The organism is Pseudomonadota bacterium, from assembly GCA_023229365.1.
Lineage (GTDB): Bacteria > Myxococcota_A > Polyangia > JAAYKL01 > JAAYKL01 > JALNZK01.
The window spans coordinates 1-15416 of the sequence record JALNZK010000129.1; the positions used below are offsets into that span (position 1 = coordinate 1).

Consider the following 15416-nt stretch of genomic DNA (forward strand, 5'->3'; position numbering starts at 1 on the left):
ACCCGGTCGAGCACAACGTCCTCGAGCTCTCCGAGTTCAAGACGGCTCTCGATACGCGGTTCGGCGGCGAGGGGAAGTACGTCGCGGTCGTCGTCGCCGGCGTCCCGGCCCCGGACGGAGCGGCCCCGTGCTCCTACGGCGAGGACGGCGCGATCGCCGCCGGGAGGCTCGCCGGGTTCGTCGCCGATCACGTGAACGCGACAGGGGATCACGGCGTGATGCACGACATCTGCGAGGCGCAGTCGACAGGCGACATGGCGTCCGCGCTCGAGGAGGCGATGGCGCTCATCGAGGTGGCGTGCGACGAGTACGTCATCGAATAGGCGCGAGGAGGGAAGATGCGTTTCCAACGGCTCCTGGGGATCGCGCTCGGCGCGGCGGCGCTCGCGGCGGCACAGCCGGCGCAAAGCGCGATCGTGACCCTGCAGAACGACAGCCTCGCGGCCCTGATGCTCGGCACGGCGAGCTGCGGCTTCGCCGAAAACGAGTACGTGGCGTCGATCTTCGTGCCGGGCGAGGAGATGTACCCGGTGCAGATCATGCAGATCCAGCTCCCGCTCGCGCCGGTGACCGCGGGCGGCTTCACCTGCAACCCCACGACCGAGGCGTCCGGGCTCGTCTTCCCGCTGCGGATCTGGGTCGACGAGGACGAGGCGCAGCTCACGCCCACCGGCTCGACGATTTACGAGGATCTCGATCTCGCGCTCTTCAGCTCCTCCACGGCGTTCAACACGATCGACGTGGCCTCGGAGGGGCTCATCGTGAACGAGGGGCCGATCCGCGTCGCGTTCGAGTTTCCCGCCGACGGCGTGGCGTTCCCGTACCGGGACACCGGGAACACGGCGTACCGCAACCTCGTCTACGGCGTCTTCGGCGGCGACTTCCAGTGGCAGTGGACCAACGGCCTCGGCGTGGCCGGCGACTGGGTCATGCGGCTGGTCGTCGACACGAACGTCGGCGCGACGGATTCCGACACCGATACGGACACGGACACGGATTCCGACACCGACGCGGATTCCGACACCGATTCCGACGCGGACACGGATTCCGACACGGACACGGGCTCCGACCCCGAGTGCGATCCCGCGACGTGCAACGACATGTGCCAGAACAACGACTTCGCGGAGGGCGCCTGCGGCGTCGACGGGTGCGAGTGCTACGGCGAGGCGGAGGGCAGAGCCGATTCCGGTTGCGGGTGTTCCGCGGTGGGTCGGCGCGGCCCGGGAGTCTCCCTGCTCGCGACGCTCGCGGGTTTCATATTTGCAAATCCGTTCTGAAATTTTCCACGCTTGAAATGAACGGGCGGCTTCGGGCGGATCGCGCCGCGCCCCGATCGCCGGGGGACGCTCCGCTTCGACTCGAATTGATTCGATAATTTCGAGAGCGCCGCACGCATCGCGCCCCCTAACGAAACTCGGCACGACCGTTGCAATGCTCCCCGCGCGAAACCGGCTTCGGCCTCCAGAGGAGGTGGCGACATGATGCCAGCGCGCGACATGATGAGCGGCCCGAACATCCTCGTGATCAACGACGACGGCAACGAGCTCGACCTCTTCTCGCTCGGCCTGCGCCTCGAGGGGCTCCAGGCGACCGGGACCACGTCGGCCGCCGAGGCGCTCGACCTCCTCTCGCAGCGAGGCTTCGACGTCGCGCTCATCGACCTGATGATCACGGAGATCAACGGCCTCGAGCTCGCGAGGAGGATCCGCCTCAAGCACCCGGACGTCGTCACCATCCTCATGTCCGACTATCTCCTGTCGCCCGTCCAGCTCGCGAAGGCGAACACGGGCGTCGTCGGGTTCGTGCCCAAGCCGTGCCGCCTCGAAGAGGTCGCGCGGTTCATCCGGGCCAAGCTGGAATCGAAATCGGTAAAGGACGGGGCCTCCGCCGCACAAAACCACGCTCACGCTGATCCTCAAGCTCCTTTTGACGTTCTCTCTGTCCAGTTCGCATTCTGAATCCTCTTCCACCAGTCTACTGAGCACTGTTTCCCCTCTCTCGCGGCGGAGGCGGGAGAGGGGAAACGACCTCTTCGCCTCGCCAAGGGACGGCGCTTGGGATAGATTGCCCCGTCCCCATGCGCTCGGACGACGCCCAAAGGAACCGCCTCTGGATCCTGCTCGCGGCCGCACTGCTCGCGATCGCCGTCGCGTGGGTCGCCTGCGGGCGCTTCGATCTCGACGACGTGAAACGCGCCGCGCGCGCGCTCGATGCGACCGCCGCGGCCCACCCGCTCCTCGCGTTCCTCGGCGTCACCGCCGCCCAGGCTGCCGGGATGGCGGTCTCGCTGCCGACCAAGGCGCTGCTCGCGCTGCTCGCCGGCGCGCTCCTCGGGCCTTTCGCCGGCGCCGCGGCGACCGAGGTGGGCGTCCTCGCCGGAACCACCGCGCTGTTCTTCGGCTGCCGGCGCGCGCTCGGCCCGGACACCCTCTCGCGCTTCGGGAGGCTCGCCTCTGGCCTTCAGGATCGCCTCCGCTCGAGGCCGGTGCTCGCGGTCGCCGGGCTGCGGCTCGTGGTGACGATCCCTTACGGGCCCATCACGATCGCCTGCGCGGCGGCCGGGATGGACTACCGCCGGTTCCTCCTCGGGTCGCTGCTCGGGGATCTGCCCGTCGCCGCCCTCTACGCGTTCGCCGGATCGAGGCTCATGTCGCTCGCGAGCGCGGACGAGGCGATCTCCCCCGCGACCGTCGTCGTGCTCGTGGTGGCCGGGGTCGCGATGTTCGCGGCGGCCGTCGTCGTGCCGGCGAGAAAACGCGCCGGCTGACGAGCGCGTCACCCGCTTGTCTTGGGGAAGGGTTCGCCGTACTGTCGGTGCACGGAGGGGAAGATGACCGGCAACACGACGACCCAGGCGTTGACGGCCAAGCGGCAGCTCGGGTTCCTGGCCACGTTCGACAAGAAGTTCGAGGGGTTCAGGCGCGAGATGGAGCGGCTCCGGCGCGCCTCGGTGACGGGCAAGTCCTTCGGGGGCAGATGGCCGACCGAGGGGCTCGAGCGGATCGCCAAGAGCCTCGTCGGGGCCGGGGCGGTGTACAGCCTCGGCGAGATCACCGAGTGGGCGCGCGGCTTCCTCGGGCGGATCGACGCCGTCCGCGCGTCCTCCGAGCCGCCGGCCGACGCGGACCTCGAGTGGCTCGCCGCGCAGATAGGGGTCCTTTCCGCCCTGTACGAGACCACGCTCGCGACGGCGTGCGCGCTCGCCGGCGAGGAGGTGCCCTCCCCCGTCAAGCGGTCGTCGGCGCCGCCCCCGGCCGACGTGCCCGACGGCGCCCGCGACTCGGCCCCGTTCATCGCCCCCTCGCGGGCGACGGATCCGCCGCCGCCGGGGCCGGTCTCGAAGCCCCTCTCCGACCAGCCGCCAAGGATCGCGCGGCCCGTCAGCCAGCCCCCGCGCAGGCCGCCGACGGCGGAGCGGAGCCCCGCGGCCGGGCTCAAGCCGCTCGTGTACGTCGCCGCCGCGCGGCCCGACGAGCGCGCCGAGATCATCGCGGCGCTCAAGAGCGGCGGCTTCGAGCCGCGCGAGATCTCGGACGCCGAGGCGCTGCACAGGAAGACGGTCGAGGGATCGCCCGATCTCGTCGTCATCGATCTCGACGACGCGGCGCCGAGCGGCAAGGCGCTGGCCGACACCCTCGCGGCGGATCCGCTGACCGACTTCGTGCCCGTGCTGAAGGTCGGCACGCTGATAGGCCCGCCGCGCGGCAACGAGATCCCGAAGCCCATCGACACGGAGCGCTTCCTCGCCGTCGCGCGAAGGGTCGCGACCCCCGAGATCCGGGCCGCGCGCGTCACCATCGGCCTCTCCGATCCGACGCTGGACGAGCTCCTCGACTTCGTGATCGAGGAGCTGCACGCGGGCGTGCTCGACGCCGCGACGGGCGTCGCGCCCTCGCACAGGATCCGGGTGCCGTCCGAGGGCCGGTTGATGGCCGCGGTCTGGGGGCTCATCGCCCAGCTGCGGCGCGCCGCCGCCGAGGGCACGAGGGGCAGGATCAGGTTCCTGCCCGCGACGAGCGGACAGCTCGGCATGATGGCGCTCGCCGAGGCCGACGAGGTGCTCGAGACGGCGTCCGCGTCCGAGATCGAGGACGGTGACGTCGCCGCGCTCTCGGACGTCCGCGCCCTCGTCGCGGACGACGATCCCGAGGTCCGGGCCCTGTTCGCGCGCGTCCTCACCGAGGCGGGCGTCCGCGTGCGGCTCGCGATCGACGGGCAGGAGGCGCTCGAGACGATCCGCCGGGAGCCGCCGGACTTCATCGTCTCGGACATCCTGATGCCGGTCATGGACGGGTGGGAGCTGTGCAACCGCCTCCGGGCGGACTACGCCCTGCGCCACATCCCGGTGATCCTCCTCTCCTGGAAGGAGGACTTCCTCGAGCGGCTGCGCGGCCTGAACGTGGACGCCGACGACTTCATGCTCAAGGAGGTGGATCGCAAGCAGATCCTCGCGCGCGTCGTCCGCGTCCTGCGCCCGCGCCTCGTGCTCGAGCGCCAGCTCGGCATCCACGGCGACGTGAGCGGCCGCATCGAGCGGCTCGGCATCACGCCGATCGTCGCCGCCGCGTCGAAGCTCCGCCCGAGCTGCCGGATCACCTTCCGCGAGACCTGGAACTACTTCGAGGCCGACGTCCGCGAGGGCGAGCTCATCGCCGTGACGCGCACCGGCACCGACGGGACCTTCGCGTCCGGCCCCGCCGCGCTCGGGCGGCTCCTCGGCGTGACGAGCGGGCGCTTCGCCGTCGTCGAGCCCGTGGACACGCCGCGGCGCCAGTTCGCCGAGGGCGCGAAGGGGGCCATCGAGTCGGCCTGCCGCCGCCTGAACGGGCTGGTGGCGCAGGTGATCGACGGCGCCCTGATCGACATCGCCACCATCGAGATCGATCCCGAGGTGAAGCGGCTGTACGCGCAGATCATGCCGCCGAAGCTCCGCGTCCCGCTCGAGCGGCTCGCGGACGGCGCGAGCCCGCGGGAGATCATCCTCGAGCAGGAGGCCTCCCCCGACGCCCTCGAGAACCTCATCCTGGACCTGATCCGCGTCGGCGCCGTGACCGGGATCAGCGCGCCGCCCCCCAACCTCTCGAGGACGCCCGTCACGCGCGACTCCGCGCGGTGGCGCGCCCTGGGCGACGGCCAGGTGCTCGAGGAGGACGGCTCGGACGGCGGAGCGGAGCCCGCCGCGGCCGCGAGGCCGAGTTCGGAGCCGAGGCGCGGGGGCGCGCCGGACGCGGACGACTTCGACGCGGGGCACCGCGGGTCGCCGCTCCCGCCCCTCACCCGCGACGGGGGGGGCCGCTCCTCGGCGGCCTGGAAGGCGGTGGCCCTGATCGCGCTGGTCGCGCTCGCGTTCTCCGCGTTCTTCAACTACCGGATGTGGACGGAGCTCGGCGCCGGGGCGCCCGACGCGGCGGACGCGCGCCCCTCGTTCGAGGCGCCGCCCGAGCCGCCGCCGCCCCCGGCACCGCCTCCCCCTCCCGCCGCGCCACCGGAGCCGGCCGTTGCGTCGCCCGAGCCGGCCGTTACGTCGCCCGAGCCGGCCGTGCAGCCAGCGCCGGACTCGTCGGACAGGTCGGACAGGTCGGACGGGTCCCGCAGATCCCGCAGGCACAGGAGCTCCGACGACTCGGACGACCCGTACGCCTCCCCCGCCCCGGAGCCCCCCGCCGCGAAGGCGGCGTCCGACAACCCCTACGACAGCGAGCCGGCGCCCGCGGCCGAGCCGACGACCGGGAAGATCTCCGTCGTCGCGCCGGACGTCGAGGGGCCGGTCCCCGTCTCGATCGACGGGGTGGCGCGAGGCGACGCGCCCGTCACGGTCGAGCTCACCGTCGGGCTGCACGAGGTGGAGCTCACCGTCGGCGGGGAGCGGACGCTGCGCATGATCAGCGTCAAGCCCGGGCAGACGAAGCGCGTCGTCGCCAAGGCCGCGCCGTGAGGGGCCCGACGCTCGACGAGGCGCTCGCGGCGCCCCTCGCCGGCACGATCTTCGAGTCCGCGGGGACCGCGATGTACATCATCGACGAGGATAGCCTCGTGGTCGCGGCGAACGGGCTGGCGCGCAAGACGGCCCACCTCGCGCCGGGCGCGTCCGTCGCGGGGCGGAGGCTGGGCGACGCCCTCGGCTGCTCCCACACGCCGGACCCCGCCTCGCTGTGCGGCGCCGAGGCCCCGTGCAAGGTGTGCGGCGGCCGCAACGCGATCTCGGGCAGCCGCGAGAGCGGGCTCGTCGCCGAGGAGGAGTGCCTCCTCACGAGCAGCCGCGACGGCGTCGTCAGCTCCGCCGAGATCCACGTCATCGCGACCCCGCTCGCGCTGGGGGATCGCCGCTACACGCTCGTCTCGATGCGGGACATCAGCGACGAGAAGCGCCGCCGCACGCTCGAGCGCGTCTTCGTCCACGACCTGAACAACACCGTCGCGTCCCTGTCCGCCTGGGTGGACCTGCTCGACGACCCCGACCCCGGCATCCGGACGGACGCCGCCTTGCGCGTGCAGCGGCTCACCCGCAAGGTCACGGACGAGATGCGCGCGCACACGCTTCTCACCCGCGTCGAGTCCGCCGAGTTCACGCCGGGCTGGCAGGCGCGGACGCCCGCGGAGGTGATGGAGTCTGCGGCGGCGGAGGCCCTGCCCCCCGGCGAGGAGGGCGTGGCGGCGCTCGAGATCGCGGAGCCGATCCCGGAGGGCCCCTTCGACACGGATCCCGCGCTGCTCGGCCGCGTGCTCGTGAACATGCTGCGCAACGCGCTCGAGGCGTCGCCCGGCGGGCCGATCCGCCTCGCCTGCGCCCGCACGGGGGAGAGGTATCGCTTCAGCGTGAACAACCCCGGCGCCATCCCGGAGGACGTCGCGGCGCGGATCTTCAGGCGCTCGTTCAGCACCAAGGCGGCGCACGGCCGCGGGCTCGGGACGTACAGCATGAAGCTGTTCGGCGAGCGGGTCCTCGGCGGCGAGGTCGGCTTCAAGACGTCCGCCGGCGAGGGGACCACCTTCTTCATCGAACACCCCATCCACAGGCCGGAGGAGCGCCGGAAGGGCTCAGGGCGCTAGACCGAGCTCCCTGCGCAGCGCTGCGGCGTCGAGCCCGCGCACGAGCTCGGGGAGGTTGCCGAACAGCGCGTGGAACCCGAACCCGCCCGATCTCATCTCCGCGATCGCGTCCTCGGGCGCCCAGCGCTGCGCGACGACGCGGTAGGCCGCGGCCATTGCGCCGGTGCGATCCGCGCCGTGCTTGCAGTGGAAGAAGAGCGGACGCCTGGCGGGATCGACCGCGACCGCGAGGAACGCGCGCACCTCCTCCTCCCCGACGCTCGCGGCTGTCATCGGCAGCTCGACGAGCTCGAACGCGCCGTCCGGGAGCCCGGCGGCGGCGATGTCGTCGCGGTCGGAGTGCTCGGAGCGGAGGTTCACGATCGTCTTCACGCCCATCTCCCCGAGGGCGACGAAACCGGCGGGCTCGGGCTGCGCGCCGCGGTGGAGTTCCGGCTCGATCCGCGCGAGGTTCGGCAAGCCGTCGCGCGCGAGCGGCTCGGCCCACCGCGGGTCCCGGCCCGCCTGCGCCGTCGCGGGCTCGACCGGCGCCCCGCAGGCGACGGCGATCGATACCGCGAGCAGGAGGACGATCGTCTGGAATGCTGTCGAGCGCATGTTTTCCTTTTACATGGAATGCTATCGCCGAAGAAGACCCACGCAGGATCTGCGCGGGCTGGAGAAACAAGATCACGGGATTTCACGAACCCGCCCGAAATCCGGGCGGGAATATTGGGCTTGCCCTTCCGGCAGCAAGATGCACAATTCCTCCCGCGCCGCCGCCGCGCGGGCGCAAACAGGAGATGCCATCGTGGGTGACGCCCTCGTTTTCAATCTCGATCCGGTCCTCGTGCACCTCGGGCCGATGCAGCTCCGGTACTACGGCCTCATTTTCGCCACGATGCTCTACATCGGGTTCGTGCTCTGGCGCTGGCAGATGCTGCGCGGCGGGCACAAGCCGGAGATCGCCGACAAGTACCTGATCTGGGGCGTCATCGCGGTGCTGCTCGGCTCGCGGCTCGGCCACTGCCTCTTCTACGAGCCCGACGTGTACCTCGCGGATCCGATCCGGATCCTCAAGTTCTGGGAGGGCGGGCTCGCGAGCCACGGCGCCACGGTCGGGCTCGTCGTCGCAATGCTGCTCTTTTCGTTCAAGTACAAGCTGCGGTTCCTCGAGGTGCTCGACAGATTCGCCATGTCGGCCGCCGTGGGAGCGGCCGCGGTGCGCCTCGGCAACTTCCTGAATTCCGAGATCGTCGGCCGCGTCTCCGACGTCCCGTGGGCGGTCAAGTTCCCGCGCAGCGACTGCGCCGCTCTCGGGTGGTGCGACAAGATCTTCAAGAACCCCGACGTGATCCCCGAGCAGCACCCGCTCTGGGACCGGCTGATCGAGCAGACCCCGGCGCGCCACCCCTCGCAGCTCTACGAGTTCGCGCTCGGGCTGTTCGTCCTCCTCTCCCTCTACCTCGCGGACAGGTGGGCCGGCCGGGAGAAGCGCCCGATAGGGCTGCTCGCCGCGCTGTTCCTGGTGCTCTACTTCGCGGGCCGCTTCTGTGTGGAGTTCGTGAAGGAGTACCAGGACGGCGCGTTCGAGACCAACGGCCAGGGGCTCACCGAGGGGCAGGTCCTCTCGGTCGTACCGTTCGCGATAGGCCTCATGCTGCTCGGCTGGGTGCTCGTGAAGCGCAAGCCCACCCACGACGGCCCAATCCCCGAGCCGTGGGTCGAGAAGAAGCCCGAGCCCGCCAAGAAGGGCAAGAAGGGGAAGCGGTAGGGGCGCCGCTCGCTGCGCCCGCGCCTCACCTCAACACGATCGCGAAGTCTCCCACGGCGCACCCGAGCTCGCGCGCGACGACCTCGCACTTCGCCATGAGCAGGAAGGCGATCGGCGCGTCGACGTCGCTCAGCGTCTCGAAGTTCCCCTGCCCCTTCGCGATCACGAGCTCCGCCGCGGCGAAGCGCGCGCGAAACTCCTCAGTCGCGTCGCCGAGCACGGTGCCTGGGACGCCCGAGCCGCTCTCGATAACCTCGGCGACCTCGGTCATCCCGACGGCGATCGCGTCGGCGAGGAGCGCGTCGTTGATGGCCGGCGTCGACCGGACCGCAACCGTCACCACGCCGCGGGGCAGCCGTTCCACGAGAAGCCGGTCGAGCGCGATCTCGCCCGCGTTGTCGGCGAGGTAGAGGATGCGCCGCGCGTCCCTCGCCCATCCGGCGAGCGCGGCCACGGCCTGCTCCTCCGCAGCGGGGAGCGCCCTCGTGAGCGCGTCGGAAACGAGCGCGAGCGGATCGGCGTCGTCGTTCCCGGCCGGCGCGCCGAAGTCGATGACGTTTCCGGCGAGCGCGATCCGCACCGCGGCGAAGAACGGATCCGGCGAGCGCTCCACGAGCCGCCGCGCCTCGGGGAGGATCGCGACGGCCCGCGCGTCGTCCCGCGCCTTGATCACGGCGTAGGGATCGGCCAGCGCGAGCTCCCGGCGCACGATGGCGTGCACGATGCCCCCCATCTCCGGCGGCGTGCGCAGGGAGGAGAACCCGTCGAGCGCCTCCCGCACCGCCCGGAGCACCCGGCTCCGCTGCGCGTCGGTCGCGCCGAACCGCGCGGGCACCTCCTCGGCCTGCCGAAGGAAGCACGCGCGGCACTCCGAGGCCGTCAGCACGCCACCCCCGTCCTCTCCTCCCCGCGCGCCATGGCCGGAGCATAGCAATCGGCGCGCCGCCCTGCCATACTCCGGACATGCCCGAGGACACCGAGCGCCCGCGCAGGTTCACGGTCCGCGGCTTGGCCGTGCCGTTCGCCTCGCTCGTCGCGATGTTCGTGGCCTGGCAGCTCGGGGTCAGGTGGCTGATGTTCCCGATAGGCGCGCTCCTGATCGTCTACTACGCCGTCCTGCCGCGCCTCGTGCGCGCCCGCGAGGCGAGCTTCCACAAGCAGGCGCTGCGCCTCCTCGCGACCGGGAAGGCGGCCGCGGTCCCGGAGCTCGCCCGCCGCCAGCTCCTCCTGCAGCTCTTCGGCGCGAGCGGCCCCATCGACGCGATCCTCGGGCTCGCCTACGCCCAGTCCGAGCGCTGGCCGCAGGCCGCCGCGCACCTCGAGCCGGCGATCGCGGCCGCCGCCGGGGCGGACGCCCTCGTGCTCCGCGCCAACCTGACGAAGGCGCTGTTCGCGGCGGGCGAGCTCGACCGCGCCCGGGACGAGGGGCTCGACCTCGTCGAGGCCGGCTTCCGGCTCCCGGAGACGCTCGTCCTCGTCGCGCGCGCCCTCGTGGGGCTCGGCCGGGCCGACGATCGCGTCGGCGCGCTCCTCGACGAGGCGGAGTCGCTGTCGCCAAGCGAGGACGTGCTCACGATGATCGAGCTCGTGCACATCGAGGCGCAGCTCCTGACGGGGCGCAAGGTCGCGGGGCTCTCGGACAACGCCGACTCGGGGCAGCGGTTCGTCCGCGCGTGGATCCACTACGTCCGCGGGCGGCTCCGCGAGCACCGGGGCGACCTCGACGGCGCCGCGGCGAGCTACGGCAAGGCGGAGCGGGAGGCGGGCGAGGACGTGCCGATCTTCTCCTCCCTGGCGCACGGTCGCCTCGGCACGCTTGCGGGCGCCCGCAAGCCGGGCGGAGAACAGGCCGGCTGATCCGTTTCAACGCGGTTGAAATTGCCCGAGCGGGCGACAATGCATATACTCATCCACATTATGGGGGTGGTTTCGGGCGCCGGGCTCGGGACAGGGGTGCGGTCTGCGTTCTTAAGGAGTTGGCGAGGTAGTCGGACACTACATGATTCGGATCAACGATATACTCGACAAGCACCACGCGCTCCACCCGAACGTCGAGAGCACCGTCATCCAGAAGGCGTACATCTACGCCTCCCGCAAGCACGAGGGCCAGGCCCGCAAGTCCGGGGAGCCGTACCTCGTACACCCGCTCGAGGTGGCGTACCGCGTCGCCGAGATGGGGCTCGACGAGGCGTCGATCTGCGCCGCGCTCCTCCACGACACCATCGAGGACACCGACACGACGCGCGAGGAGCTCTCGGAGCTGTTCGGCGAGGACGTCGCGGAGCTCGTCGACGGCCTGACGAAGCTGTCCAAGGTGGAGTTCACGCAGCGCGAGGAGCGCCAGGCGGAGTCCTTCCGCAAGATGCTCGTCGCCACGGCGCGCGACATCCGGGTGCTGCTCATCAAGCTCGCGGACCGGCTGCACAACATGTCGACGCTCGAGCACCTGGCACCGGAGGCACAGGAGCGGATCGCCCAGGAGACGCGCGACATCTACGCGCCGCTCGCGAACCGGCTCGGCATCGGCTGGCTCAAGGCCGAGCTCGACGATCTCGCGTTCCGGTACCTCGAGCCCGAGGCGTTCGCCGATCTGTCGCAGAAGGTCGAGGGGACCAGGAAGTCCCGCGCCGCGTACATCGATCGCACGCTCCGGGAGCTCGAGCAGTTCATCGCCGAGGCCGGGTACGAGGTCACGGTGTCGGGGCGGCTGAAGAACCTCTACTCCATCCACCAGAAGATGAAGGCCAAGGGGCTCGACTACGAGAAGGTCTACGACACGATCGCCTTCCGCGTGGTCTGCAAGGCGATCCCGGACTGCTACGCGATCTTCGGCCTCATCCACTCCCGCTGGACGCCGGTGCCGAGCCGCATCAAGGACTACATCGCCATCCCGAAGCCGAACCGGTACCGGTCGCTGCACACGACCGTCGTCGGGACCGGCGGCGAGCGCATGGAGATCCAGCTCCGCACCGAGGAGATGCACCAGGTCAACGAGTTCGGCGTCGCGGCGCACTGGGCGTACAAGGAGGGGTCGGGCAAGGCGTCGGTCGACGCGTTCCGCTGGGTCCGCGAGATGCTCGAGAACCAGGACGGGCTCTCCGACTCGCGCGAGTTCCTCGACTCGGTCAAGGTCGATCTCTTCCTCGACGAGGTGTTCGTCTTCACGCCGCGCGGCGACGTCATCTCGCTCAGGAAGGGCTCCACCCCCCTCGACTTCGCCTTCGCGATCCACACCGAGGTCGGGAACCACTGCACCGGCGCGCGCGTCAACGGGGTCCAGGTGCCGTTCACGACGGAGCTCCGCAACGGCGACTGGATCGAGATCATGACGTCCAAGAACCAGCGCCCGTCGACGGACTGGCTGGACATCGCGGTCTCGAGCAAGGCGCGGAACAAGATCCGGTCGTTCCTCCGCGCCGAGGAGCGGACCCAGTCGATCCAGGCCGGCAGAGATCTGCTCGAGCGCGGGCTGCGCCGGTTCGGCTGCTCGTTCAACCGCATCATGAAGTCCGGCGAGCTCGACGATCTCGCGAGGGAGTTCAAGCTCTCGAACGCCGACGACGTCCTCGCCGCGGTCGGGCACGGCAGGGTCGACAAGGACGAGGTGATCGACCGCCTCCTGCCGGAGGACAAGAAGGCCGCGCCGCCCTCGGAGGTCCGCGAGACGCCGTTCGAGAAGGTGATCCGCAAGGTGATCCACGGCCAGGACGCCGGCATCGTCCTCGACGGCGTCGACAACCTCTTGATCCGCTTCGCGCGGTGCTGCAACCCGCTGCCGGGCGAGGAGGTCGTCGGCTACGTCAGCCGCGGCCGGGGGATCGTCGTCCACCGGCGCAACTGCTCCAAGGCCGCCGTCCTCGACCCGCAGCGCCAGACCAAGGTGCAGTGGGCCGCGACGGCGGTGTCCCAGCGACCGGTGTGCCTCCAGGTCCTCACCGCGAACCGGCCCGGGATCCTGGCGGAGCTCAGCTCTGTCTTCGTCACCAAGGGGATCAACCTCGACTCGGCGAACTGCCAGGCGAGCCACTCGGATCGCGGCGTCAACACCTTCACCTTCTCCGTGAAGGATCTCGAGCAGCTGAACGGGGTCGTCCGCACGCTCAAGCAGATCAAGGGCGTCTACGAGATCCTCCGCACCCACGCCGACTGATTTGCGGTACACTGATCGCGAGGACCAGACCCGGGAGGTGGCCATGACCAGCGACAACTTCGTCGAGCTCGTCCGCATGAACGATCCCGTCTCGGCGGATCTCTTCGCCGCGTTCCTGGACGACGCGGAGCTCGAGTACGCCGTGACCGATCCGGGGAGCGCCGGGATCGGGGGCTCGATGACGCCGCAGACGCAGACGCAGATCATCTTCCGCGTGGCGGAGGAGGACATGCCGTACGCCGAGGAGCTCCTCGACGAGTACCGCCGCATGCAGGCCGGCCCGCTCCTCCCGTCCGAGGCTCCGCCGCCCGCCGACAAGGGCGAGGGCGGAAAGACCGAGTAGGGGCGCCGCTCGCCGCGCCCGCCCGCCGCTCGCCGCGCCCGCCCGCCGCTCGCCGCGCCCGCCCACCCCTCGCCGCGCCCCCTGCCCTACGCCGGCTTCTTCTTCGACTTGATCGCCGACGCGACGATCGCCGCCGTGACGAACGTGAGGATCACGCCCAGGGAGAGCAGCGTCGGGACGTGCACGAGGTCGTGCGAGATCATCTTCAGGCCGATAAACACGAGGATCGCCGACAGCGCGTGGGACAGGTAGTGGAACTTGTCCATGGCGCCGGCGATGACGAAGTACAAGGAGCGCAAGCCCAGGATCGCGAAGATGTTCGAGGTGAGCACGATGAACGGGTCGGTCGTGATCGCGAGCACCGCGGGCACGGAGTCGAGCGCGAACATCACGTCCGTGAGCTCCACGACGATCAGCACGAGGAACAGCTTGGTGAACATCCGCTTCCCCTCGAAACGGACGACGAACCGCGTGCCCGAGAACTCGGGCGCGATCGGCAGGATCTTGCTCAGCTTGCGGACGAGCCAGTTCTCGCCCTCTGCGTGCTGCTCCTTCTCCTTCTTGGGGACGACCATCTTGATCCCGGTCAGCACGAGGTAGGCGCCGAACACGTAGAACAGCCACTCGAACCGCGAGAGCAGCCAGACGCCGCCGAAGATCATCGCGGAGCGCGTGATGATCGCGCCGATGATGCCCCAGAACAGGACGCGGTGCTGGTGCTCCGGGAGCACGCGGAAGCTCGAGAAGAGCATGGCGAACACGAACAGGTTGTCGATGCTGAGCGACTCCTCGAGCAGGTAGCCCGTGATGTAGAGGCTCACCGCCTTCCACCCGTCCGTGACCTCGCCCGGGATCCCCTGGGGGACGCCCACGCCGAACCAGTGCTTCTCGTAGATGAAGAAGACGAGGACGCTGAACGCGAGGCCGAACCCCACCCAGATCGCGGTCATCCCCGCAGCCTCGCGGAGGGAAACGCGGTGCGCCTTCCGGTTGAGCACCCCGAGGTCGAGGACAAGCAGCGAGACGACGATCCCCAGCGCAATCACCCAGACCCAGATGTTGATCTGCAGCATGCCTCGTGACCTCGGGCTCGCCTGCGAGCGACCGCACCATAACAGGTGAAAACGCGGCGTTCAATCGACCTGAAGCGGGGTCGGACGAGGCGCGTGGGCTACGGCTCGCAGGCGGCGTCGGTGGTCGTCGCGGCGCCGATCGCCACGTCGTCGACGTACCAGCCGTCGTACTGGACGGACGAGTCGGAATGGAAATGGAAGCGCATCCGGAAGCTCGACGTCGCGTAGGCCGCCGACAACGAGACCACCCGGTTCGCCCAGGAGCCCGTCGATCCGGCGTAGGTCGGCCCCCAAACCGTGCTCCAGGAGCCGCCGCCGTTGTTGCTCACGTCGACGGCGCCGTAGTCGCAGCAGCTCTCGCCGGCGTACCAACTCCACCACGACACCGAGATCCCTGGCTCTGCCGAGAGGCTCGACAGATCGATGTTCGACGAGGTGACGTACCCCTCCTCGTACGTGGTGTAGGTCCCGGAGAGGTTCGTGCCCCACAGGTACGAGCCGCTGTGCGCCGCGTACGGGCCGCTCGACGGCGCGCCCCACGCCCAGGTCGTCGTGCCGCTCGCCGTGTAGCCGCCGTTGCCCGCGTCGAAGCTCTCGGTGTAGGTCGCGGGCGCGACCGGAACCGTCGCGACGCAGAAGTCGTCCACGTACCAACCGTCGTACACGACGGAGCTGTCGGTCGTGAAGTGGAGCCTGAACCTGAAGTTGGACACCGCGTAGCCCGAGCCGACGTTCGCCGTCTGCCGCGCCCACGCCGACGCGGTCACGCCCGTGTTGTTGTACGGGCCGTAGATGACCGCCCACGAGCTGCCGCCGTTGTTGCTCACCTCGACGCTGATGTAGTCGCAGCACCCCTCGCCGTAGTACCACTGCCACCAGTTCAGGATGACGGCCTCTCCCGAGTACGCGCTCAGATCGATGACCGGTGACGTGAGGTAGCCGTCCTCGCTGTTACTGTACGTCCCCGAGGGGTTGGTCGTCCAGAGGCTGACCCCGCTGTGCGCCCCGTACGGGCCGCTCGTCGGCGTGCCCCACGCCCACGTCGTC

The 15416-nt window shown here is 70.4% G+C and carries 14 protein-coding genes; 10 read left to right on the forward strand and 4 right to left on the reverse strand.

From position 1 onward, the window contains the following. The 6 genes from M0R80_26965 to M0R80_26990 form a co-directional block, all read left to right on the forward strand. On the forward strand, window positions 1-323 hold a 323-nt coding region (locus M0R80_26965; GenBank protein ID MCK9463277.1), incomplete at its 5' end, for a hypothetical protein. 15 nt (window positions 324-338) lie between these two features. Next, window positions 339-1277 (forward strand): hypothetical protein, encoded by a 939-nt coding sequence (locus M0R80_26970; protein ID MCK9463278.1) that lies wholly within the window; start codon window positions 339-341, stop codon window positions 1275-1277. A 201-nt stretch (window positions 1278-1478) separates the two neighbouring features. Then, window positions 1479-1958, forward strand: coding sequence for a response regulator (locus tag M0R80_26975; protein ID MCK9463279.1), 480 nt, complete (start codon window positions 1479-1481; stop codon window positions 1956-1958). Between the two features lie 119 nt (window positions 1959-2077). Continuing rightward, window positions 2078-2767: a VTT domain-containing protein gene (locus M0R80_26980; protein ID MCK9463280.1), complete on the forward strand. Its 690-nt coding sequence runs from the start codon at window positions 2078-2080 to the stop codon at window positions 2765-2767. Window positions 2768-2830: 63 nt separating this feature from the next. Then, window positions 2831-5935 (forward strand): response regulator, encoded by a 3105-nt coding sequence (locus tag M0R80_26985; protein MCK9463281.1) that lies wholly within the window; start codon window positions 2831-2833, stop codon window positions 5933-5935. Beyond that, on the forward strand, window positions 5932-7050 hold the full coding sequence (locus M0R80_26990) for a HAMP domain-containing histidine kinase (GenBank protein ID MCK9463282.1): 1119 nt from the start codon (window positions 5932-5934) through the stop codon (window positions 7048-7050). Before M0R80_26985 ends, M0R80_26990 begins: the two co-directional genes overlap by 4 nt. On the opposite strand, the gene M0R80_26995 is transcribed toward M0R80_26990, so the two are convergent. After that, window positions 7039-7647, reverse strand: coding sequence for a tyrosine-protein phosphatase (locus tag M0R80_26995; GenBank protein MCK9463283.1), 609 nt, complete (start codon window positions 7645-7647; stop codon window positions 7039-7041). The two genes, M0R80_26990 and M0R80_26995, sit on opposite strands and share 12 nt — an antisense overlap. 193 nt (window positions 7648-7840) lie before the next feature. On the opposite strand from M0R80_26995, the gene lgt reads away from it, so the two are divergent. Then, window positions 7841-8803 carry a prolipoprotein diacylglyceryl transferase gene (gene lgt / locus M0R80_27000; GenBank protein MCK9463284.1) on the forward strand — a complete coding sequence of 321 codons (963 nt, stop codon included), beginning with the start codon at window positions 7841-7843 and terminating at the stop codon, window positions 8801-8803. Window positions 8804-8828: 25 nt separating this feature from the next. On the opposite strand, the gene M0R80_27005 is transcribed toward lgt, so the two are convergent. Next, window positions 8829-9689 carry an ARMT1-like domain-containing protein gene (locus tag M0R80_27005; protein ID MCK9463285.1) on the reverse strand — a complete coding sequence of 287 codons (861 nt, stop codon included), beginning with the start codon at window positions 9687-9689 and terminating at the stop codon, window positions 8829-8831. Between the two features lie 77 nt (window positions 9690-9766). Here M0R80_27005 and M0R80_27010 point away from each other — a divergent pair, with 77 nt between their 5' ends. The 3 genes from M0R80_27010 (at window position 9767) to M0R80_27020 (ending at window position 13296) form a co-directional block, all read left to right on the forward strand. Beyond that, window positions 9767-10660: a hypothetical protein gene (locus tag M0R80_27010; GenBank protein MCK9463286.1), complete on the forward strand. Its 894-nt coding sequence runs from the start codon at window positions 9767-9769 to the stop codon at window positions 10658-10660. Window positions 10661-10802: 142 nt separating this feature from the next. Beyond that, on the forward strand, window positions 10803-12953 hold the full coding sequence (locus M0R80_27015; GenBank protein MCK9463287.1) for a bifunctional (p)ppGpp synthetase/guanosine-3',5'-bis(diphosphate) 3'-pyrophosphohydrolase: 2151 nt from the start codon (window positions 10803-10805) through the stop codon (window positions 12951-12953). A gap of 43 nt (window positions 12954-12996) precedes the next feature. Beyond that, entirely contained in the window at window positions 12997-13296 is a 300-nt protein-coding gene (locus M0R80_27020) for a DUF2007 domain-containing protein (GenBank protein ID MCK9463288.1), read from the forward strand. Between the two features lie 86 nt (window positions 13297-13382). Here the strand turns inward: M0R80_27020 and M0R80_27025 are convergent, their stop codons facing one another. Both M0R80_27025 and M0R80_27030 read right to left on the reverse strand, forming a co-directional pair. Further along, window positions 13383-14369 carry a TerC family protein gene (locus tag M0R80_27025; GenBank protein MCK9463289.1) on the reverse strand — a complete coding sequence of 329 codons (987 nt, stop codon included), beginning with the start codon at window positions 14367-14369 and terminating at the stop codon, window positions 13383-13385. Between the two features lie 98 nt (window positions 14370-14467). Beyond that, the coding region (locus M0R80_27030; GenBank protein MCK9463290.1) for an immune inhibitor A at window positions 14468-15416 on the reverse strand (949 nt) is incomplete at its 5' end.

Coding starts and splice junctions, on each gene's coding strand:
- M0R80_26970 (MCK9463278.1), top strand. CDS start 339: ATGCGTTTCCAACGGCTCCTGGGGATCGCGCTCGGCGCGGCGGCGCTC.
- M0R80_26975 (MCK9463279.1), top strand. CDS start 1,479: ATGATGCCAGCGCGCGACATGATGAGCGGCCCGAACATCCTCGTGATC.
- M0R80_26980 (MCK9463280.1), top strand. CDS start 2,078: ATGCGCTCGGACGACGCCCAAAGGAACCGCCTCTGGATCCTGCTCGCG.
- M0R80_26985 (MCK9463281.1), top strand. CDS start 2,831: ATGACCGGCAACACGACGACCCAGGCGTTGACGGCCAAGCGGCAGCTC.
- M0R80_26995 (MCK9463283.1), bottom strand. CDS start 7,647: ATGCGCTCGACAGCATTCCAGACGATCGTCCTCCTGCTCGCGGTATCG.
- M0R80_27010 (MCK9463286.1), top strand. CDS start 9,767: ATGCCCGAGGACACCGAGCGCCCGCGCAGGTTCACGGTCCGCGGCTTG.
- M0R80_27015 (MCK9463287.1), top strand. CDS start 10,803: ATGATTCGGATCAACGATATACTCGACAAGCACCACGCGCTCCACCCG.
- M0R80_27020 (MCK9463288.1), top strand. CDS start 12,997: ATGACCAGCGACAACTTCGTCGAGCTCGTCCGCATGAACGATCCCGTC.
- M0R80_27025 (MCK9463289.1), bottom strand. CDS start 14,369: ATGCTGCAGATCAACATCTGGGTCTGGGTGATTGCGCTGGGGATCGTC.